The 21,538-nt window shown below is 38.2% G+C and carries 16 protein-coding genes and 2 tRNA genes; 8 read left to right on the top strand and 10 right to left on the bottom strand.

Annotation, left to right across the window (positions count from 1 at the left end; genetic code table 11):
• Positions 1-565: 565 nt before the first annotated feature.
• Together MKL33_RS05230 and MKL33_RS05225 are read left to right on the top strand one after the other, a co-directional pair.
• Entirely contained in the window at positions 566-1,654 is a 1,089-nt protein-coding gene (locus MKL33_RS05230) for a YjgN family protein (protein ID WP_039757233.1), read from the top strand.
• 20 nt (positions 1,655-1,674) lie between these two features.
• Positions 1,675-2,775, top strand: coding sequence for a M48 family metallopeptidase (locus tag MKL33_RS05225; RefSeq protein ID WP_270906611.1), 1,101 nt, complete (start codon positions 1,675-1,677; stop codon positions 2,773-2,775).
• A gap of 11 nt (positions 2,776-2,786) precedes the next feature.
• Here the strand turns inward: MKL33_RS05225 and MKL33_RS05220 are convergent, their stop codons facing one another.
• From MKL33_RS05220 to MKL33_RS05210, 3 genes are all read right to left on the bottom strand, one after another.
• Positions 2,787-3,110 (bottom strand): hypothetical protein, encoded by a 324-nt coding sequence (locus tag MKL33_RS05220; protein WP_270906619.1) that lies wholly within the window; start codon positions 3,108-3,110, stop codon positions 2,787-2,789.
• 367 nt (positions 3,111-3,477) lie between these two features.
• Positions 3,478-3,567: transfer RNA gene (locus tag MKL33_RS05215), tRNA-Ser, on the bottom strand.
• Between the two features lie 85 nt (positions 3,568-3,652).
• Entirely contained in the window at positions 3,653-5,683 is a 2,031-nt protein-coding gene (locus MKL33_RS05210) for an NADPH-dependent 2,4-dienoyl-CoA reductase (RefSeq protein ID WP_270906610.1), read from the bottom strand.
• Positions 5,684-5,980: 297 nt separating this feature from the next.
• Between MKL33_RS05210 and argG the strand changes: the two genes are divergently transcribed.
• The gene (argG, locus tag MKL33_RS05205; protein ID WP_014206117.1) at positions 5,981-7,339 is read left to right on the top strand and encodes an argininosuccinate synthase; all 1,359 of its coding nucleotides are present in this window, start codon (positions 5,981-5,983) and stop codon (positions 7,337-7,339) included.
• A gap of 61 nt (positions 7,340-7,400) precedes the next feature.
• Here argG and MKL33_RS05200 read toward each other — a convergent pair whose 3' ends face one another.
• Positions 7,401-8,663, bottom strand: coding sequence for a GGDEF domain-containing protein (locus MKL33_RS05200; RefSeq protein ID WP_270906609.1), 1,263 nt, complete (start codon positions 8,661-8,663; stop codon positions 7,401-7,403).
• A 149-nt stretch (positions 8,664-8,812) separates the two neighbouring features.
• On the opposite strand from MKL33_RS05200, the gene pyrC reads away from it, so the two are divergent.
• The 3 genes from pyrC to MKL33_RS05185 all read left to right on the top strand — a co-directional run bounded on the left by pyrC (position 8,813) and on the right by MKL33_RS05185 (position 10,588).
• The gene (gene pyrC, locus MKL33_RS05195) at positions 8,813-9,847 is read left to right on the top strand and encodes a dihydroorotase (RefSeq protein WP_005070491.1); all 1,035 of its coding nucleotides are present in this window, start codon (positions 8,813-8,815) and stop codon (positions 9,845-9,847) included.
• Complete coding sequence (gene rnt, locus MKL33_RS05190) at positions 9,832-10,494, top strand: ribonuclease T (protein ID WP_002117536.1); 663 nt, start codon at positions 9,832-9,834, stop codon at positions 10,492-10,494. The genes pyrC and rnt overlap by 16 nt, the downstream gene beginning before the upstream one ends.
• Positions 10,495-10,512: 18 nt before the next feature.
• Positions 10,513-10,588 (top strand) — tRNA-Glu (locus MKL33_RS05185).
• A gap of 89 nt (positions 10,589-10,677) precedes the next feature.
• On the opposite strand, the gene MKL33_RS05180 is transcribed toward MKL33_RS05185, so the two are convergent.
• Positions 10,678-11,265, bottom strand: a complete 588-nt coding sequence (locus MKL33_RS05180) for a DUF2726 domain-containing protein (protein WP_069036847.1) — start codon at positions 11,263-11,265, stop codon at positions 10,678-10,680.
• A 304-nt stretch (positions 11,266-11,569) separates the two neighbouring features.
• Here MKL33_RS05180 and MKL33_RS05175 point away from each other — a divergent pair, with 304 nt between their 5' ends.
• Positions 11,570-13,684, top strand: a complete 2,115-nt coding sequence (locus tag MKL33_RS05175) for a TonB-dependent siderophore receptor (protein ID WP_270906608.1) — start codon at positions 11,570-11,572, stop codon at positions 13,682-13,684.
• Between the two features lie 219 nt (positions 13,685-13,903).
• Positions 13,904-14,587: a glutathione binding-like protein gene (locus MKL33_RS05170; RefSeq protein WP_069036849.1), complete on the top strand. Its 684-nt coding sequence runs from the start codon at positions 13,904-13,906 to the stop codon at positions 14,585-14,587.
• Positions 14,588-14,592: 5 nt separating this feature from the next.
• On the opposite strand, the gene MKL33_RS05165 is transcribed toward MKL33_RS05170, so the two are convergent.
• From MKL33_RS05165 to MKL33_RS05145, 5 genes are all read right to left on the bottom strand, one after another.
• On the bottom strand, positions 14,593-15,837 hold the full coding sequence (locus MKL33_RS05165; protein WP_270906607.1) for an NADH:flavin oxidoreductase/NADH oxidase family protein: 1,245 nt from the start codon (positions 15,835-15,837) through the stop codon (positions 14,593-14,595).
• A gap of 188 nt (positions 15,838-16,025) precedes the next feature.
• Complete coding sequence (locus MKL33_RS05160; protein ID WP_270906606.1) at positions 16,026-17,621, bottom strand: ABC transporter ATP-binding protein; 1,596 nt, start codon at positions 17,619-17,621, stop codon at positions 16,026-16,028.
• Positions 17,596-18,606: an ABC transporter permease gene (locus MKL33_RS05155; protein ID WP_270906605.1), complete on the bottom strand. Its 1,011-nt coding sequence runs from the start codon at positions 18,604-18,606 to the stop codon at positions 17,596-17,598. The genes MKL33_RS05160 and MKL33_RS05155 overlap by 26 nt, the downstream gene beginning before the upstream one ends.
• Positions 18,606-19,658: a microcin C ABC transporter permease YejB gene (locus MKL33_RS05150; RefSeq protein ID WP_270906604.1), complete on the bottom strand. Its 1,053-nt coding sequence runs from the start codon at positions 19,656-19,658 to the stop codon at positions 18,606-18,608. Before MKL33_RS05150 ends, MKL33_RS05155 begins: the two co-directional genes overlap by 1 nt.
• A 31-nt stretch (positions 19,659-19,689) precedes the next feature.
• Entirely contained in the window at positions 19,690-21,525 is a 1,836-nt protein-coding gene (locus MKL33_RS05145; RefSeq protein ID WP_270906603.1) for an extracellular solute-binding protein, read from the bottom strand.
• Positions 21,526-21,538: the final 13 nt, after the last annotated feature.

Raw genomic sequence — 21,538 nt, 5'->3', positions numbered from 1 at the left:
GGTGGCAGAACGAAAGGGGGCGAACGAGTTCCCGACACACAAAATAAGAATTTTGCATATCGACTTTGTTTTCCCGGTCTGCGACAACCGGCTGGCAATGTGGCCAGCATGCGAAGAATAGTATTCAACGCTCTTACAGTCAAGCACACAAAATGACATTTGTTTTAAATTAGATCATTAAAAAGTAAGGATAAATAATGAATGAGTTATTGTTAAAGTGGGGTTTATAACGGGATTGAAATTTATATAGATATATTAGTTTTAACAGGTAAGATGAGAATATAAAAATGGTAAATGATGAAATTAATGATGTAGAAAGTTTTTCTTAGAATTACTACTAAATTTACAATCACAATAAGTCACCGATGCCTTTAAACCTATTATTTATACTTCTCGCGATAAGCTTTCTGCTCGAAACAACTCAATAAGAATATAATGGTAAAAATAGTTGTTTGCTTTTCATTCTATTTATTTCAATTTATAAAAAACATATAATATTCTCAATAGTTTTCTAATTATCTATTACATTCAATCAAGATCATATATTTTCAATAAAGAGAATAAAATGCAAGACCAAGCTTTAACCTCTCTTCCTCAAGATGTAAATGAGGATCAAAATATTACAACTCCACCAATTTCACACTCAGGAATTCATCATTTTAAGTTTCATGGGAATGCCTCAGAATATTTTGGAATCTGGATCGTTAATATTCTTTTGACTATTATTACCTTAAGCTTATATGCGCCTTGGGCTAAAGTTCGTCGCTTACGCTATTTCTATGGTAATACAGAATTTTTTGAACGCCGCTTTGATTTTACAGGGATTCCAACCAAGATTTTGATTGGACGTTTAATTGCATTAGGAATTTACGTCGTATTTGCAATTTCATCACAGTATTCAATGATTGCGACTGTGGTTGGACTGGTTGCATTATATGCAGCAGTACCTTGGCTAATTCGCGCTACTTTGCGTTTTACTGCAAGAAATAGTAAGTTCGGCAACGCACGTTTTTATTTTGGTGGAACGATAAAAGAATCTTATAAAGTCTTTCTTTTGAGTATATTGGTATATATTTTCACTTTAGGAATCTTTACACCTGTCGCTATTTGGCTATATAAAAAATATTATCTTAACAACTTATATGCTGGACAATTAAATTTTAAATTAAACGCGAAATGGTCTGCATATATGGCTGCAGTTTATATACCAGTTTTTATTGCAATTGGTGTAATTGCTATTTTTTCAATCATTTACTTTGCTATGGCAGGAACAATTGCTGGAGTCTCACCAAACGCTATATTCTTCGGAATATTTACGGTATATGCATTTATTGGATTATTTATTTATCCATTAATTGCTGCTCGTATTTTTATTACGACATGGAACAATACTACAATTGGGAACAGTCAATTTAAAACAGACTGTAACCAATGGCGTTTCGCATGGATTGTAGCCTCGAACTGGATTGTAAAAATCTTATCCCTAGGTTTAATGTCTGCTTGGGCTGCAGTTCGTATTCACAAATACAAAATTGAATCGATGAGTTTAATTTTATTAGATGATCCAGATCAAATGATGAATCTCGCTCAACAAGAGCAAAGTGCTTTAGCTGAAGAAATCAGTGATATTTTTGATATCGACATCTCTTTATAACAATCTGAGTTTAATAATTTATGTCCCACGCAGTAGATATCACTTTCTATGATGGCCTAGTGTCTAAACCATACCCTGCTCAGATTTCAGCTCAATCTGAATCTGAAGTTCTAATTCGGTATGGTGAGCAATTAGAACTTCAGCGTCATTATCAATATAGTGATATGAAATTGATTGGTGCGCTGGGACAGTTACACCCAGTAATTGAATTATCTGATGATGCACGGATTGAATTTCATAGTGCATTACCTGAATGGTTTAATTACACAACTAAAAAGGTTCAACATTCGATCTGGAAATTTGAACGCTCTCCGGGTCTTATTCTTTTTAGTGTAATTTTTGTGATTACTTTTGCGATCAGTCTAGTCAAATGGGGTGTTCCAGCCACATCCCATTATCTTGCTTTTCAATTGCCTGAGAATACTTTAAACAAACTAGGTGATGAAGCCGAGAATTATGTATTAAATAATTGGACTGCACCCAGCCAATTAGCACAAACTCAAAAAGATCAAATTACTAAACAATATTTGAATACTGTTGCTGAAAACAAACCAGCCAAATTAGTCTTCCGTAAAGGTGATCAGTTAGGGGCAAATGCTGTAGCGCTACCCAATAATACGATTATTATCACAGATGAACTGATCAAATTGGCACATACGAATCAGGAAATCTTAGGCGTATTAGCCCATGAACAAGGCCATTTGGTTTATCGCCATAGTTTGCAACAAGGGTTAACCAGTTTAGGCCTAAGTATATTATACATTGCAATGACAGGAGATAGTTCAGACTTATTTACGTCCTTACCTGCCGCTATGATTGGTGCAAATTACTCACGTAAATTTGAATCCGAAGCCGATCTATATGCTTTACAGCTGATGGATAGGAAGCATATCGAAGTCTCACACTTTGCAAATTTCTTACAACGTTTAAGCGATACAACAGAAGAAGGTATCGATAAAAAGAATCAGGCCAACCCACCAACTTCTCAGGAAGAATCTTCAGCTAATAAACTATCTTCAGTTGTGCTTGATACTTTATCCTCTCATCCAGCAACTGAAGAGCGTATTCGAATGGTTCATGATTTTGAGAAAAAACAGAAAGGCGCACAAAATAATTTATAGGTACACAAAGTCTATCTAGAAAATTTATGGTCTTTAGGAAGTGGAGCATCACATGGTTGATCCGTCTTTACATTGACCATTTTCACAGGCCCATCGTTGTAGATTGTTACCTTACAGCCTTTTACAACATATTGTTGTTGAATGCCACCGTACATTTCATCCTCAGAAACAGCAGATGCAACATCACACGCCTCGTCAGCACGGCATGCAGTCTCCCCTCCACCACCCTCTACAGCTTCTGCTCCAGCAGCTTCCATTGCGTCTCCAGCACTCTCCTGTACTTCAGCATCTACAGCTTGTATCTTTGCTGCATATGTATTTGAAAGACTCATCATAAGAAGAATTGCAAGAAATAACTTACTACAGTGATTTATTAGATTCATGAACTATCCATATCTCTTAATTTAAATTTGGTACATATCAGGCGATTTTACTTTACAAGTTAGTGATGCAAAGGGATTGGTATTATAAGGAGCTATTCTACTCATAATTATACATATAGCAGCAATAGTTGCCCCGAAAGAATTCTTCAAACAATTACAAGATATTGACCATTATGAGGGTGCGATTAACTACACAATATAAAATTAAACTGAAATCAAAATCTGTCTAACTCAATCCAAATTTTTATGTGGGGTAGAATGAGGGGTAAAATAATAGATATAAAAAAAGCCCCTGCTTTTAACAGGGGCTTTTCGAATTTGGCGGAAGCGGTGAGATTCGAACTCACGGAGGACTCACACCCTCGTCGGTTTTCAAGACCGGTGCATTAAACCGCTCTGCCACGCTTCCATGTGCGTAAGAATACAAAGCTTATTCATTTTATTCAAGAAAAATATCATCGCTTTGTGTTCAAGTGCATATTGTTTCATCAATTTTACAGTTGCGCAGCCAATTCTGCTCCTTCTTTGATCGCACGCTTGGCATCTAGCTCTGCTGCGAGCTTTGCACCACCAATAATATGGTAGTTCGCTATAGTCGACTCACCTTCTTTTGGCATCAAGTCTTTTACCGACTCTTGACCTGCACACACCACCACAGTATCTACACGTAAAAGCTGGTCTTGACCATTGTGCTCAATCCAAAGTCCTTCATCAGTGACTGCTTTATATTGCACACCACGCAGCATACGTACACCATGCTTTTTAAGCTGTGCACGGTGTACCCAACCCGAAGTCTTGCCAAGGCCAATACCGAGTGGTGTGGTTTTACGTTGTAGTAAATAAATTTCACGGATTGCTGGTTCAACTTCTGGCGGCTGCATACCACCTTCAGAAACATAGTTCGGATCTGGGTCTACACCCCATTCACGTTGCCAATCTGCCAAAGGTTGAGGCTGTGGTTGATGTGGCGGTTTAAGTAAAAATTCTGACACGTCAAAACCAATACCACCCGCACCAATCACTGCAACCTTTTGCCCGACTTCTGCCCCTTTCAAAACTTGAGCATAAGAAAGGACTTGTGGTGCGTCACTTCCTTCAATTTTTAATGCGCGAGGGATTACACCAGTTGCAACAATTACTTCATCAAAACCTTCGCGTTCAAGCTGCTCGCGATTCACTCGAGTATTTAAACGTACATCCACCCCTGTTTTTTCGAGCTGGACTTTAAAATAACGAATCGTTTCGTGGAATTCTTCTTTACCCGGTACAACTTTGGCAAAGTTAAATTGACCACCCACATCAGAAGTTGCCTCAAACAGCGTCACTGCATGGCCACGGCTTGCCGCAACAGTTGCCGCCGACATACCCGCTACTCCACCGCCAACAACTGCAATTCGCTTAGGCTGTTTAGTCTTTAAATAGACCAGTTCAGTTTCATGGCCTGCACGAGGGTTAACCAAACAAGATACGCGCTTATTTTTAAAAGCATGGTCTAAACAGGCTTGGTTACATGCAATACAGGTATTAATTTCATCAACGCGGTTAGTCGCAGTTTTATTTACCCAAAATGCATCGGCCAATAAAGGACGCGCCATTTGAACCATATCTGCTTTGCCAGTTGCCAAAATTTCTTCGGCAGTTTCAGGTATGTTAATGCGGTTTGATGCAATAATCGGGATAGAAATATGCTGTTTTACATGAGCAGTGTAGTCGACAAAAGCGGCACGAGGCACAGACGTGACAATGGTCGGCACACGAGCTTCATGCCAACCAATGCCAGTATTTAATAAAGTCACACCTGCTTTTTCTAAAGCTTTTGCAACAGTCACAACTTCTTGCATGGTGTTACCGTCATGAACTAAATCGAGCAACGACAAGCGGAAACAGATAATAAATTTTTCACCAACTTTTGCACGAATCGCCTTTACGACTTCGACCGGAAAGCGCATACGGTTTTCAATTTCACCGCCCCAACGGTCAGTACGCTGGTTCACATGGCTGCTTAAAAACTGGTTAATGAGATAACCTTCCGAGCCCATAATTTCAACGCCGTCATAGCCCGCTTTTTTGGCAATGTCAGCACAATGTGCATAGTCATCAATCGTACTTAAAATATTTTTTTCAGAAAGCTGACGCGGTTTAAATGGTGAAATTGGCGATTTGATCGGACTAGAAGACACTGCAAAAGGTTGATAACCATAACGGCCAGCATGCAAAATTTGCATTAAAATTTTTGAACCATGCTTATGCACAGCATGTGTAACCAGACGGTGCTGTGGAATATCGGTTAAACCATTCATGGTTCCACCCATGGGTAGTAGCCAACCTTGACGGTTTGGAGAAATCCCCCCAGTCACAATCAGGCCCACCCCACCTTTTGCACGCTCTTCAAAATAAGCTGCCAGCTTTGGGTAATTATAAAAACGGTCTTCAAGCCCCGTATGCATGGAACCCATCACCACACGGTTTTTAATAGTGGTAAAGCCTAGATGTAATGGTTTTAATAAATTGGCGTAACTTGTCATGCTGCGTCCCAATAATTTTTTGCAACTTGTTGCATAGTACTTTAATACTTTTTTGATAATTTTGGATGACCATGCAAAGAAATTTATCGGAGCTTATGGTCAATCCATTTATTTAAGAACAATACTTCATTCACTTCTTCTTATTCTATAAATAGCCTTATATTTTTTATCAAATTAAAACTTCAAATCAGAACAAGTGAATTAATGCTTTTTTTGCGAAAAAAAGCACCATGAATAGTGCTACAATAGCCGCCATTCAGAATTCTCAAGACCGCCTATATGGGGTCTTTTTCATAAATGTTAGGATTAGCAATGACTGATAATGCAACTATCTTGCAGCATGTACCAGTAGGCAAAAAAGTTGGGATTGCCTTCTCCGGAGGCCTAGACACTTCAGCTGCCTTATTGTGGATGAAACAAAAAGGCGCAGAACCTTATGCATATACTGCAAACTTAGGTCAGCCTGATGAAGATGACTACGATGCAATTCCAAAGAAAGCAGAACAATACGGCGCTGTAAAAGCTCGCTTAATTGACTGCCGCTTACAACTTGCGCTTGAAGGTATTGCTGCGATTCAGTGTGGTGCATTCCATATCAGTACAGGTGGTGTTCCTTATTTCAATACGACTCCACTCGGTCGCGCAGTAACAGGCACAATGCTAGTTACCGCAATGAAAGAAGATGACGTAAACATCTGGGGTGACGGTTCAACTTATAAAGGTAACGATATTGAACGTTTCTATCGTTATGGTTTGTTGACTAACCCGAATCTTAAAATTTATAAGCCTTGGTTAGATCAAAACTTCATCGATGAGCTTGGTGGCCGTGCAGAAATGTCACAGTTCCTGATCGACAACGGTTTTGACTACAAAATGTCAAAAGAAAAAGCGTACTCAACTGACTCAAATATGTTGGGTGCGACTCACGAAGCAAAAGATCTTGAATACCTAAATGCTGGTATCAAAATCGTTGACCCAATTATGGGCGTTGCTTTCTGGAAAGATGAAGTTGAAATTACTCCAGAAGAAGTGACTGTACGTTTTGAAGAAGGTGTACCTGTTGCATTAAACGGTCAAACTTTTGACAATCCGGTTGAGCTTATTCTTGAAGCAAACCGTATTGGTGGCCGTCATGGTTTAGGTATGTCTGACCAAATCGAAAACCGTATTATCGAAGCAAAATCTCGTGGTATTTATGAAGCACCGGGTATGGCTCTTCTTCATATTGCTTATGAGCGTTTGGTTACTGGTATTCATAACGAAGATACGATCGAACAATACCGCATTAATGGTTTACGTTTAGGTCGTTTACTTTACCAAGGCCGCTGGTTCGACTCTCAAGCACTTATGTTGCGTGAAACTGCACAGCGTTGGGTTGCTAAAGCGATTACTGGTGAAGTAACTCTTGAACTTCGTCGTGGTAATGACTACACCATCATGAACACTGAATCTCCAAACTTAACGTACGAAGCTGAACGTTTAACAATGGAAAAAGGCGATTCAATGTTTACGCCAATGGACCGTATTGGTCAGTTGACTATGCGTAACCTCGACATTACCGATACACGTGCAAAACTTGGTATCTATACAGATGCTGGTTTGCTTTCAATCGGTCAAGGTTCTGCTGTGCCACAACTCGATAGCAAGAAAAAATAATTTTCTTACTTAATAAAAAAGCCACCGACAAAGGTGGCTTTTTTATTCCAAGCGCTAGAGTTTAAACAAGTTCTGTCACTTCCAAAGGTTGATAATAAATCTGGTTACGTCCAAGCTGCTTAGCTCGGTACAAAGCTTGATCCGCAGCATGAATTAACTTGTCCTGATTTACTTTAAAACCTTCTGTATAAACAGTAAAACCTAAACTAATCGTGACATGCTTAGAGACTAAAGATGCTGCATGAGGAATCGCTTGTCGCTCAATCGCTTTATAAATATTTGCAGCAACGGCATAGGCACCTTGAGCAGGTGTTTTCGGCAACAGTACCACAAACTCTTCTCCACCATAACGGGCAACAAAATCAACATGCCGAATCGAATTTTTAATTGCAGCGGCAATAGATGAGATGACTTTATCCCCCATTTGGTGCCCATAAAAATCGTTATAATTTTTAAAAAAATCGATATCAATAAATAAAACAGCCAATGGGCGCTTTTCTTGCTTTGCACGATAGTAAAAAAAGTCGAACATCTCATCAAAAGTACGTCGATTTGAGATATTCGTCAGTGCATCCTGCTGGCTTAAATGAAGCAATTCAGATGCCTCAATACGTAAAATCTGTTCGTTCAGCTCAGCAAGCTGATTATTTAAAAAAAGGCTTCTTTCTCTTGAGGTAAGCATCGTACTAATTGAAAAACCTAAAATACAACTTCCAAACAGCGCTCTTCCCAAAGCAATAAAATCACAATTCGCTTGCCATAAAATCAGTAGGGAAAAAACACAAAAGGCTGCTGTTAAACCCACATAAAGCATATGTAGAGGCTTTATTCCGCTTAAAATAAAACCCAGCATATATAAGAAGGAAAGTAATAACATCGACTGGTTTTTAAGAGCGACATTTTCTACGCTAAGGAGCAACATTGCATTGATAATAATGGTCAAAAATACAATGCCACACGCAGCGATATAAAAATATTCAGTGAGTTTTTTAAACTTTGCAAAAACCCAAAATAACAGTAGCGCACAAGCAATATTAATTGCACTAAGTAAACAGTAAATAAAGTCCCAAGTAATATAAGGCACCCCTATGACCAAATAGTCTGTAGGTAGAGCTAGCAATATAAAAATGAGATAGGTTAAAACGCCACTTGCTAAGAACTTTGAGATATTTTGTTTAGTTCGCTCAAGATTTAGACACCAGAATTTTTTTTCTAATTGATGTGGCAAAGGTATATTGGCATAACGATGGGTATGTAGAGTTACTAAATATTCTATTTCTTCTTTTGCTTTGAGTAATTCATGTACATTTCCCCTATTTGCCACTACTTGATTCCTGCCTCTCACACATTAACAAAATATAACATTATTTTTTAAGGCCTCTGGCGCTTTATTTTGCCATTTGTCCGTAATTCTCGTTACCATTTTCACACTTTATCGATTATCATTTGTTTTATTTCGAAGTTTGAACTGCCTTGGACTCTATTACCCTGCTCCAGCCAGATGACTGGCATGCACATTTACGTGATGGTTTAGCATTAAAACGTACTGTACCCGATTTGGCCAAACAATTTGCTCGTGCGATCTGTATGCCAAACCTTGTTCCACCTGTAAAAACTGTGGAAGAAGCATTGGCTTACCGTGAACGTATTCTTGCTCATGTTCCAGAGGGTCTTAATTTTGACCCACGTATGGTGCTTTATTTTACTGATTTCACCTCACCAGATGAAGTTCGTAAAATTAAAGAATCTGGACATGTAAATGCCATTAAACTTTACCCAGCAGGTGCGACCACCAATTCTGATAACGGTGTAAGTGACATCCGTAAAGTTTATGCAGTCATTGAGCAACTAGAAGAGCATCAAGTTCCGTTATTACTTCATGGTGAAGTGACTCATAACCACGTTGATATTTTTGACCGTGAAAAACGCTTCTTAGATGAAGTTTTATCACCGTTATTAAAACAGTTTCCAAAACTTAAAGTGGTACTTGAGCACATCACAACAAGCGATGCTGCACACTTTGTTTTAGAACAAGACCGCAATGTGGCTGCAACGATTACACCTCAGCATTTATTATTTAATCGTAATGATATGTTGGTTGGTGGTATTAAACCGCATTTCTATTGCTTACCAATTTTAAAGCGTCAAACTCACCAGACCACTTTGCTTGAAGTTGCAACGAGCGGTAACCCTAAATTTTTCTTGGGTACAGATAGTGCTCCTCACTCGCAAAATGCAAAAGAAAATGCGTGTGGCTGTGCGGGCTGTTATAGTGCGCCTAATGCAATTGAACTTTATGCTCAAGCATTTGATCAAGTAGGTAAACTAGAACGTTTAGAAGGTTTTGCTAGCCACTTTGGCGCAGACTTCTACGGCCTACCACGTAATACTTCTACGATTACTTTGGTAAAAGAAGATAACCTCGTTCCAGAATCTTTTGATTATTTAGATGATCAAAAAATTATCCCGCTGCATGCCGGGAAAACGCTGCAATGGAGAAAAGTGTGACACAAGAAACCTCTGTCCCGGTCATTGGCCAACGTTTTCGTGGCTTCTTACCTGTTGTTGTTGACGTTGAAACGGCAGGTTTTAATGCCCAGACAGATGCATTGCTAGAAATTGCGTGCATTCCAATTGTGTATGATGCTCAGGGACAATTTGTCCCTGGTCCAGCATTTCATGCACATATTAACCCGTTTGAAGGGGCTAATCTCGATCGTCGTTCGCTGGACTTTATTGGTATTGATCCATTCAATCCAATGCGTATTGCAATGGCTGAAGATGAGCGCACTGCATTACGCCGTATTTTTAAATCGGTGAATGAAGTCCGTAAACAGCAACACTGTACACATGCAGTCTTAGTGGGCCACAATGCGCATTTTGACCTTGGTTTTGTACAAGCAGCAATTGCGCGTACAAGTACAAAAAACCAAAACCCATTTCATAGCTTTTCTGTGATGGATACGGTTACTTTAAGTGCTGTTATGTTTGGACAAACCGTGCTTGCGAAAGCGTGTATTCAAGCTGGAATTGAGTTCGATGGCAAAGAAGCACACTCTGCTTTGTACGATACTCAGAAGACTGCTGAACTGTTTTGCTATATTTTGAACAAACTGTCACCTTACCTCCTTGACAGTTTGGTGGCGGCTTCTTAAGATACCGCCATCCTCAACGTCCCTATCGTCTAGAGGCCTAGGACATCGCCCTTTCACGGCGGTAACCGGGGTTCGAATCCCCGTAGGGACGCCATATTCTTTCTATCTATAAAGAATCCTATATCCAAATTATTTTATCTCACTTCAAATATCATCCATGAGATAAATTTCTTATTTTCAAAATCAAGAATTCAACTTTACTTCATCAATATATTGAGTGGGTTGTACACGTGGATCATCTCTCTCAATAATTATTGCATCAGTAACTAACTTTGTATTTGTTAAATCTGGCTCTATTGAAACTTGAGCTAATGAACTCGATGCACTATTAAAATCACTATGTATTTGTGCCAATTCTGGTGTTCGTTTATAGCGTATAACTTTAAAACCAGCTTCTTGAATTAAAGCATCTCGCTCTGCATCAAGGTTTTCTTTCCCCTTATGGCTAGAATCATCCAGTTCAACAATAGCAACTATATTAAACGCTTTATCCAACACAACAAAATCAGCAACTTTGCGATTAAATAAATTACGCGTCGCGTATCCTTGTGCTGTCATAAAAGCACTGAAAGCAACTTGCGCCAAAATAATATGTTCGGGCAAAGCTTCCTTTAGTTTCATAAAAGTAGGTTGTTCATTCATAGTAATGATACGCTTTCCCTTGATTGGGTTACGTTTTGCATTTCTATTTTTGCTTTCCCCTTTCTTTAAAACATTTAAAATTACCAATATCATCATGGCTATTAAAAATATACCAACAATCGCAAACATCGAATTTCCCCTAAATAAATATAAAAACTATTTTGATTTTCAAAAATACAATTAGAAACAGCTAGCTATAAATTATTTATTTGATTTTAAAAGCTATTGTTCTATGTATTTGATACTCTATTTTAGTCTGTAATTTATAATTATTTAAACTAATCAATTCTTGTTGTTTAATTTTTTGCCATTTGTATTTCCTAATAAAATACACTTGTGCATATATATCACCGATCTAGTATTTCCTTTACATAGATTTACAATATAATAATTCTTATTTTTATACTGATATTTATTATCAACAAGGTTTTAAATGGATCTTAAACTTCGCCTCCTCTCCCTGAGCATCGCTCAACTCTGCTGTATCTCAAGTGCTTTCGCAGAAACCAATAATTCCTCAACAACGCTCGCTACCATTAAGATTAAAGCCCAAGAAGCTGCCGACCAAGCTTATAAAGTCGATAGTTCAAATAGTGCAACACGTAGTGAAATCGCATTAAAAGATACACCACAATCTGTCAGTGTAGTGACTCAAAAAGTAATTGAAGATATTGGCGCAACACGTTTGATTGAAGCGCTTGATTTAGCTGGCGGTGTTACTCGTGCTAATAACTTTGGTGGTCAAGGGTTAACAGGCTTTAACCTTCGTGGTTTCACTAGCGGTGAATTTTATCGTAATGGATTCCCAATTAACCGTGGTTATCCAAATGCTCCAGATAGCAACACTATTGAACGTGTAGACGTTTTACGTGGACCCTCTTCTAGCTTATATGGTCGTGGTGACCCGGGTGGTACGTTTAACTTAATTTCTAAAACACCAACGTCTGAGCAACAAACCACTTTGGGCGCACAGCTTAACAGTGAAGGTTTATATCGCACTACGGTAGATACCACAGGTACTATTCCAAATGCAGAAAATATAGGTTATCGCCTAAATGTAATTGCAGAAGGTGGTGATAGTTATCGTGATCATGTCGAGTCCAAACGATATGGAATTGCACCAGTCATCCAATGGCAAGCTTCTGACGCAACCAAAGTTACTTTTGAAGCGGATATTTTAAGAAATCAGCATCCACTTGATCGTGGCCAAACACGTTATGCAGGCCAGAAGTCTTTTAATAGTTCACCCGAAACCTATTTGTGGGAAACAGGTAAATACAACAACCGACTCTACAATGATAACAATATGACTCAATTACGAGTCGAGCACGACCTTGGGAATGACTGGAAGCTAAATGCTGGTGTGCAATATTTAAATGGTAAATTGCATGGCTATGCGGTAGAGGCAAATGGCATTCAAGATGACGGCGAAACTTTAAACCGAAATTACAACTATCGCGAATTAAAATGGCAAGATACCGATGCCCAAATTAATCTAACAGGTAATTTCCAACTTTTAGGTCTAGCTCATACTTTAGTGACTGGGCTTGAATACGAAAACTATGATTATAAGTCATATATTATTCGTTCAGATGCTAAGTCAAATAACTACCCGATCAATATCTATGTTCCAGTTTTAGATCAACCTCTACCTGAGCTTAAAAACATTACGACCCATGACCGTGAAAATTTAAAAACAACTGCTCTTTTTGTACAAGATCAAATCGATTTAAATGAGCGTTTAAGTGCACTGCTGGGCTTGCGTTTTGAGCACTACGAACATGATTACAAAAATCTTTTACCGAATACTGCAAACTGGAATACCAGTCATGACGCATTTATTCCGCGTTTAGGTTTAGTTTTTAAAGCCCGTGATGACCTTTCAATCTATAGCAATGCTGCGAAATCTTTTAAACCTAACACTGGTGCTAGCCGTAATGGAGAAGGTTTTGACCCAGAAGAAGGCATGGCTTACGAGTTAGGCTTTAAATGGCAAGCACTCGACAATATGTTGTCGGTTGACTCTGCGATTTTCTATGCAGAAAAAGAAAATGTCTTAACCCCCGATCCTGTAGATTCAGCCTATAAAGTTGCTGCTGGTGAAGTTCGTAGCCAAGGTATTGAGCTAAATATTGCAGGGCAAATCACTCCAACTTGGAAAATTATTGGTGGATATGCCTATACAGATGCAGAAGTGACTAAAGACAATGCTTTGAAAAAAGGAACCGCTTTAGCCAATATTCCAAAGAATAGTTTTAATCTGTTAAATATCTATGAATTTCAAGATGGTCTTTTACAAGGCTTAGGTCTAGGCATTAATCAAAAATATATTGATAAGCGTGCAGGTCAAACAGCCAATAGTACTTACACCATGAAAGGTTATGCTGTTACAGATTTGGTTTCTTATTATCAGGCGACACCAAAACTTCGTATTAACTTAGATCTGAAAAATCTTTTTGATAAAGTTTATGATGAAAGCGCTTTCAATCTATATGCATATCCGGGTGAATCACGTACTGTTCAATTGGGTATGAGCTATACGTTCTAAACTTTAAAGACATTTAATAGACAGCCGTTTCACAGCGATAACCTAGCTTAAAATCTCACTAGGGATATCAAATACTAAAAAGCCACTGCTTTTTTAAGGTAGTGGTTTTTTATTCAGCTGCTCTTGTATAAAAACATAATTTATTGATTTATTAATATTTTTAAAAATTAAATGATGTCTTATACTAAAAATAGGTCAAAACTATAATTTGAAGATGACATGCAAATTCGATTATTTCACTTACAAAATTCACGCTCTCAACGCATTATTTGGTTTTTAGAAGAATTAGGACTCAACTATGAGCTCACTATTAAAGATCATTCAGGCATAGACAAAGATAAAAACTCACCTCATCAATTATCAAAATTTCCAACTATCGAAATTATTGAACAAGGAAAGACTTCTATCTTAGCTGAAACCTCAGCAATCCTAGATTACCTATCTCATTTACACCCACAATTAGGTCCGAACAGCCTATTAAGCCAACAACTGCAAAATTTTTATTATTGGAAAAATTATTCTGAGGCGACATTCATTCCCGATTTGGTACTCAAACAAATCTTTCACCAAATTGTAAAGCGTACGCCTTTTCCGGTCCGTTTCATTCCAAAGTTTTTAAAATATGGATTTGATCAAGGCTATCTCAATCAATCATTACAAAGACAGATGAGTATGATTGATAAATATTTAGAGCACCAATTATGGTTTGCCGGAGATCAGTTTACTACTGCTGATATTTTGATGTGGTTTCCATTACTGGCTTGCTCACCAAATTACAGACAATTTAAACATATACACCGTTATCTTGCCCAAATAGAAAACAGACCCGCCTTTAACAATGCTTTAATTAAAGGCCGATGGTCTGCTTCTACATTTAACGCTTACTGGACGACTGCATGGTAATTTATCTACGCAGATTTACGTGAGTTCACGCGGCCTTGTACAACAGCTTTAATATTGCCTTTGGCGTAATTTAAAAACACTACCAGTGGTGAAAGTTTTGGATTTGGCTTTTTACCTTTGCCAATCGTTTTAAATTGAGCTGCATACCAAATAATTTCCATAATTGCCATCTTATCGACAAATGGTAAGCCTGTTTTAATTGGTTTTACTGCATAGCGAACATCTTGCCCTGCAATTAAACGCTCAGTTAAATCAGTTTCTACTGCAAATGGACGAGCAATACCAATAAAGTCACATGCACCACTTTCAAGTGCGGCATTCATACCTTCTACAGTACGGAAACCGCCTGTCACCATGAGTTTACACTTAACATGCTGGCGGATTTTCTCTGCAAAATCTAAAAAGTATGCTTCGCGTGCAATCGTACTTGCTTTACGTTTGTCGGCCTTAGCTCCAGCCATTGCTGGTGCCTCGTAAGTACCGCCTGAAATTTCAATTAAATCGATACCAGCTTCATCCACTGCTTTAAATACTGAAATTACATCTTCTTCGCTAATACCACCACGCTGGAAGTCAGCTGAGTTAAGTTTCACTGAAATGATAAAATTATCTGAAGTCGCTTCACGTACCGCTTTATAAACCTCTAGTAAAAAACGAGTACGATTTTCAACTGAACCGCCCCACTGATCTATACGCTTATTGGTTAATGGCGATAAAAACTGACTAATTAAATAACCATGTGCACCATGTAATTGCACCCCTTCAAAACCTGCTTTTTCACAAATGTGAGCTGCTGTCGCAAAACGTTTAATAATATCTAGAATTTCGTCATGAGTAAGTTCACGTGGCGTTCCAAACATGGTTGCTAAAGCTGGGCTAAAAGGTACCGCTGATGGCGCTACAGTCTCTTTATTTAAGCCTTTTGGACACTGACGACCTGGATGCGATAATTGAATCAACTGAACCATGCCATATTTTTTACCTAATTCCGCCCACTCTTTTAAGCGCTCTAGGTCACGTTCAGTTTCAATAACAACAACACCCGGTTCATTTTTTGCGCTGGCATTTACCATGACATTACCAGTAATTGCACAGCCAAGCTCACCTTTTGCCCATGCACCATATAGACCCAAATGTAAGTCATTTGGTTGGCCTTCATAATTTGCTAGTGCTTCACTCATTGCACCTTTAATAATTCGGTTTTTAAAGGTGGTATTGCGAATTGTGATGGGTTGAGCAATCTGGTTCATGGTTAACCTCTGTTCTTTGAATTTTAGAGCAATTACTCTAATTTAAATGAGTTATTGGGCATGTCAAGTCATAATCGATAACTGACAATAGCACATGTCAATTTTAAAAAATATAAAAATATGCAACTTTTTGCATTAGAAGTTTAACCAAAATTTATTTATATAAAACAATAAATTAAAAAATATCTTTAAAAGGATGCTTTAATTAACTGTTTCGTATATTCACTGTTAGGCTTAGAAAATAAGAGTTCAGTTTCCTGATATTCAACAACTTTTGCATGACGTAATACCATCACTTTGTGGCAAAGTGCTTTTACTATATTGAGATCATGACTAATGAAAATATAACTTAACTGCTCAGTTTGCTGTAATTGTCTCAACAACTTGATCATGGCTTTTTGCGTGGTCCGATCTAAGGCAGAGGTAGGTTCATCCAAAATTAAAAGTTTCGGTTGCACTACCAAAGCTCTGGCTAAGGCGACACGTTGACGCTGTCCACCTGAAAGTTCATGAGGATAACGGTGTTGAAAATCTTCAGCCAATTCAACTTTTACCAATACAGATTCAACTTGCTGTTTGATCTCGTTATCAGCTACTGCTTTCACTTTCAATCCTTCAGCAATAATCTGCCCTACTGTCATACGCGGGTTTAAACTTCCAAATGGGTCTTGGAATACAAGTTGAAAATTTGATCTCATCAAGCGTAGGGCTTTAGGCTGTAGCTGATTTAAATCTTGACCTAAAAAAATAATCTGCCCTTCACTTTTAATAAGTCGGACCAAAGCCATCGCCAGGGATGATTTACCAGCACCACTTTCACCAACCACCCCAAGCGATTCACCTTGAGCAACATCAAAACTCAAATCTTCTATTGCGGTGAAATACCCTGGAATACGATTTAAAATTCCTTTTCTTATAGGAAACTTCACGCTGAGCTGTCGAACTGATAAAACATTCTGTTGAGCAGGTCTAGACTCTACACTGCCAAAATCATGATCTAACAACTGTGCTGTATAACTTGTTTTAGGATTTGCAAAGATTTGGCTCAGTTCACCTTGCTCTACTACACGCCCATTTTGCAATACAATAACTTTCTCAGCATAGCGATGCACTAAATTGAGGTCATGGCTAATTAAAATAAGTGCCATCCCATATTTGCTTTGCAAAGATTTTAATAGCTCTAAAATCTGTATCTGTAAAACCACATCCAACGCAGTAGTAGGTTCATCAGCAATCAAAATTTTAGGCCGAAGTGCCAATGTCATCGCGATCATGACACGTTGTCTTTGCCCTCCAGAAAGCTCATGAGGATAACTTTTTAAAATTTGTTCTGGTTCAACAATTCCCACATCTTTTAACAGTTCAAATATTTGCTGCCGGACTTCAAGTTTTGAAAAACCAGATAAAAGAAGATTTTCACCTATAATTTTTTCAACCCGATGGAGCGGATTTAACGCAGTAGCAGGCTCTTGAAAAATCATAGCGATTTGTCGACCACGTAAATTTGATTGAGCTCTTTCATCTAGCTCAAGCATGTTTTGTGAATCAATCCAGACCTGACCCGTTATTTCTAATTTTTCTTGTAGCAAGCCCATTATTGCTAAGCAGCTCATCGATTTACCTGAACCACTTTCGCCCACAATAGCCAATGTTTCCCCTTCATTTAAGTAAAAATTCAGATCTTCCAATAAAACCTTTTTTTCTTTAGTTTGAACCGAAAGTTGCTCTACTTTTAATAATGCTAAAGCGGGATTTAAATTATTTTCTTGGGTCAAAAGCATCACGAGCCGCCTCCCCAATATAGATTAAAAGTGAAAGAACAATCGCCAGACTAAAAAAGCCTGAAATTGCTAGCCATGGCGCATCTAAATTATTTTTACCTTGTAGCAATAATTCACCTAAAGAGGCAGCATCTGGCGGCAGACCATAACCTAAAAAATCAAGAGCGGTTAAAGCGCTAATGTTAGTTGTTAAAATAAAAGGTAACTGAGACAAACTCGAGCTGATCGCATTTGGCAAAATATGCCTAAAAATAATCGCGTGATCGGTCACTCCCAAAACTTGGGCTGCACGAACGTAATCAAGCTGACGAGCTTTTAAAAACTCTGCCCTAACAATACCTACCAAAACGGTCCAGCCGAAAAACAACATAATGAAAAATAGCCAATATACATTTGGAACAAACATACTGACTAAAATCATGACCATAAAGAGCATGGGTAAGCCATTCCAGACTTCAACTAAACGTTGCCCCAACAAATCGACCCAACCGCCATAGTAACCTTGAATGGCACCTACGGTAATTCCAAATAAAGCGGAACAAAAGGTTAAGGCTAAACCGAAAAGCAACGATACTCTTAATCCATAAAGAATACGGGCGAAAACATCCCTTCCTTGATCATCTGTTCCCAACCAGTTTTGCTTGGAAGGTGGTGATGGCACAGGAACGGCTAAGTCTAAATTGGGTGTTTGATATGAAAATTGAATGAGGGGCCAAACTGCCCATCCCTTAGTATTAATAAGCGCTTGTACAGCAGGGTCTTTATAATCAGCTTCTGTTTCAAACACCCCACCAAACGCAGTTTCAGGATAAGTTTTTAACACGGGTAAATAGTAAGAATCTTCATACTTCACTAACAGCGGTTTATCGTTAGCAATTAACTCCGCAGCTAAGGATAAAACCAAAATCAGACTAAATAAAATAAAGCTGGCCCAGCCCAATTTATGCTGCCTAAAACGCTGTAATCGTGTACGCACAATCAGAGACATTATTTGCCTCCTTGTGCATCAAAGTGAATTCTTGGATCAATCCATTGGTACAATACATCACATATGAGACGTAAAATTAGGCTAAATAAAGTAAAGAAAAATAAAACCCCAAAAATAACAGGATAATCACGCTGAACAATTGCTTCAAAGCCCAACAACCCCACCCCATCTAAATGAAAAATAATTTCTACAAACAGGTTACCCACAAAAAAAATGCCCGCTAACGCTTCTGGCAACCCTGCGAGCACAACTAAAATAGCATTACGAAAGACATGCTTATATAAGACCTGTTGGCTGTCCAACCCTTTTGCATAGGCTGCCAAAACGTAGGGCTTATTGAGTTCTTCTAAAAATGAGTATTTAGTTAAATAGGTTAAACTGGCAAAACCGCCTAATACCATCGTAATGAGTGGCAGAGTCATATGCCATAAATAATCGGTAACTTTGCCCCAGAGACTAAGTTGATGGAAGTTATCTGAGACTAAATTTTGTAATGGAAACCATTGGAAGTAAGACCCACCTGCAAAAAAAACAACTAACAAGATCGCAAATACAAAACTTGGTACAGCATACCCCACTACGAGGATTAAAGAAGTGGAGCGATCAAACCAAGAGCCCTGCTGTTTTGCCTTTTTAATTCCCAGCGGAATAGAAATGAGATAAATGAGTAAAGTACTCACCAGCCCAAGTGAAATGGAAACAGGCATTTTTTCCCACAACAATTGCACAACAGGTTTATCTTTAAATAAACTTTGTCCAAAATCTAAAGTTAAATAGCCTTTTAACATTAAGAAAAACCGTTCAGGCGCAGAACGATCAAAGCCGTACTGAGCCTTAATTTGCTCAACCATTTCAGGGCTTAAACCTTGAGCACCTTGATAATAAGTTTCTGCACTCAATGCACGACCAATTCCCAAATCACTTTGTGCCTGATGTATTGCTTGCTCAACTGGCCCACCCGGTGCAATTTGCACAACCACAAAATTAATCAATAAAATGACGAATAATGTGGGAATCATTAAAAGAAGTCGCTTGAGAATATATGAACCCATATAACAGGATTTCCTTTATGGCAGGTGCTTTTTATTGTTGATGTAAATATTTGGCAACTTTTTTGGCTTTGTTTGCATCACTCCACCAATATTCTATCCCAGAAGAAAGTGCTGGTTTAACTTTAGGTTGTTGATACATATTCCAATAAGCATACCAGTTTTCACCTTTACCATAGGTCGGGATTTGATAATAACCAGCTCTAAGCATTCGATCGAGAATGCGAGTATAAATAACCTGCTGTTCACGATTTTTACTCGCAACGAGTTTTGAAATCACTTGATCAATTACTGGGTTGCGGATTCCCGCATAATTGTAATTTCCATCCTGAGCTGCGGCGATACTCCCCCAAAATTGAGTCTGTTCATTTCCCGGATTGAGAGATTGAGGCAAATTCATTGTGGTCATATCAAAATCGTAACGACGAGTCCGTTCTAAATATTGCGGAGCATCAACCTGACGCAAATTAACTGCAATACCTAACTTTTTTAAGTTACGAATAAAAGGTAAAAGTGTTCGTTGTTTACCATCTTGCTGAATTAAAAACTCAAGCTGAACTTTTTTTCCTTCAGGTGTAAATAGCTGTCCTTCTTTAACTTTATAGCCAGCTTGTATCAGTAATTGCCGTGCCGTTAATAAATTCTGACGATTGAAACCACTCGCATCCGACACTGGATATTTCCAATCTGCTAACACACCTTGCTGCATGAGTGGAGATAACTTAGGTAATAACGGTTTTAACAACTCTAATTCAGTTTTTGAAGGTCGACCTGTTGCTGCTAATTCACTATTTTCAAAATAACTTTGTAGGCGCTGATATTGCCCATAAAACAAAGCTTTATTCTGCCATTCAAAGTCATAGGCATAGGTTAAGGCTTGTCTAAAACGAATATCATTTAAAGGTTTTCGTCGCGTATTAAAAACATAGCTTTCAGTGGCAATCGGATTATGGTGACGAAACTTATATTGAGAAACCAACCCTGCTTTTACGGCTGGAAACCGGTAATCAGTTACCCATTTTTTAGGATTAGTTTCTTCATGCAAAGTGTATTGCCCAGATTTAAATCCTTCAAAAGCAATATCCCAATTTCGATAATAAACATATCTCAAGCGGTCAAAGTTATAACGCCCCTTATTAATAGGTAAATCTGTTGCCCAATAATTTGGATTTCTTTTATAACTGATGCTTCTACCCGGATCAACTCGTTCAACTACATATGGCCCCGAACCAATAATCGGTTGTAAGGTAATTCGGCTAAAATCTCTTTTTTGCCAATCTGCTTTTGAATAAATGGGTAAGGTTGCCAAAATGAATGGCATTTTAGGGTTATGTGTAGACTTAAAACTAAACTTTACTTGATGAGCATTTATTACTTCTGTTTTTGCTAAATCAGCAAGGTACATTTGCAAACCTAAATTAGATTTAGTCTGATAGGCATCAAAACTAAATTTAACATCTGCCGCAGTGACTGGCTGCCCATTACTAAAACGCGCTTTAGGGTTTAAATAGAAAGTCACTGATTGCGTTTTTTCTGGGTCATAACTCACTTTCTGAGCCAAAAGCGGATATAAAACTCCAACCTCATCAAGTGATTGAGTCATTAAGGTATCAAAAAGATAATTAACGCCTTCTGTAGCATTCCCTTTCCCATTCATACTATTGAGGTTATCAAAAGTTCCTTGAGCTGCCTGACTTAATAGGCCACCTTTAGGTGCATTAGGGTTTGCATATGGCATAGCCATCATTTCTAAATATTTAGGCTTAGAATGAATCGCTATATATGAATTGGTTTGTTGTGCAGAAAAAACACTATGGGAAATGACACTGAGCCCGACTAGCAGGCTCAGTTGAAAATTTAATTTATGCATAAATGACTAATTA

Source organism: Acinetobacter sp. AOR43_HL (genome assembly GCF_027854635.1).
In the GTDB taxonomy this organism is placed as follows: domain Bacteria; phylum Pseudomonadota; class Gammaproteobacteria; order Pseudomonadales; family Moraxellaceae; genus Acinetobacter; species Acinetobacter pittii.
The sequence above is the reverse complement of the archived record's forward strand: the minus strand, read 5'-3'. Positions and strand labels throughout refer to the sequence as shown.